Below are 687 nucleotides of genomic sequence, written 5' to 3'. Positions count from 1 at the left end.
CGCAATCATGACCGAGACCGATCTCCCCCCCGACCGCCTGTCTTCCAACCCGCGCAGCCCGCATTATGACGAAGCGGCGCTGTCGCGCGGCATCGGCATTCGCTTCAAGGGCGCGCAGCGCCATGACGTGGAGGAATATAGCCGCTCCGAAGGCTGGATTCGCGTTGCCCTGGGCAAGAAGGTCGACCGCCACGGCCAGCCGCTGACGCTGAAGCTGTCGGGTGAGGTCGAGGCCTGGTTCGAGCGGCCGGCCGAGGGTGCCGAGACCGACGCTTAACGCAAAATAACCGTCATGCCGGGCTTGTCCCGGCATCCACCATACAGGGTCTCTGCGATCGATTGTCTCGTATCGCGGTGGACCCCGGCGCGAGGCCGGGGTGACGGTGCGCTATTCATTCGCCCCTTCGACACGAACAGACAAGCGCGATAGGGAGCGTGGATGACCAGCGCCTCGACCCGCCGCATCCTGCTCGCCAGCCTGATCGGCACCTCGGTGTCGGCGCTGTTCCTGCTGACGATCGCGGCGATCAATCTAGTCATCTTAATCGGCCTGTGGCGGACGTTTCGGGCGGCGCGCGAGCGGGGCGTACATGATGCCGCCGGCCTGGAAGCGCTGCTCGAACGGCGCGGAGTTCTGGCGCGGCTGCTCGGACCGATGTTCCGCCTGGTGACGAAGCCCTGGCACAT

The 687-nt window shown here is 65.9% G+C and carries 2 protein-coding genes; both read left to right on the top strand.

Features of this window, described 5'->3' with window-relative positions:
* Positions 1-277, top strand: a 277-nt coding sequence (locus tag AACY08_RS27810; RefSeq protein ID WP_339472311.1) for a DUF3297 family protein, incomplete at its 5' end; no start/stop codon positions are given.
* 162 nt (positions 278-439) lie between these two features.
* Positions 440-687: HoxN/HupN/NixA family nickel/cobalt transporter (locus AACY08_RS27805; RefSeq protein WP_445262049.1), on the top strand; the 248-nt coding region annotated here is incomplete at its 3' end.

Origin of the sequence: Pseudomonas sp. EL_65y_Pfl1_R83 (genome assembly GCF_963970695.1) — a bacterium.
GTDB classification, from domain to species: Bacteria; Pseudomonadota; Gammaproteobacteria; order Pseudomonadales; family Pseudomonadaceae; genus Aquipseudomonas; species Aquipseudomonas tritici.
The sequence above is the reverse complement of the archived record's forward strand: the minus strand, read 5'-3'. Positions and strand labels throughout refer to the sequence as shown.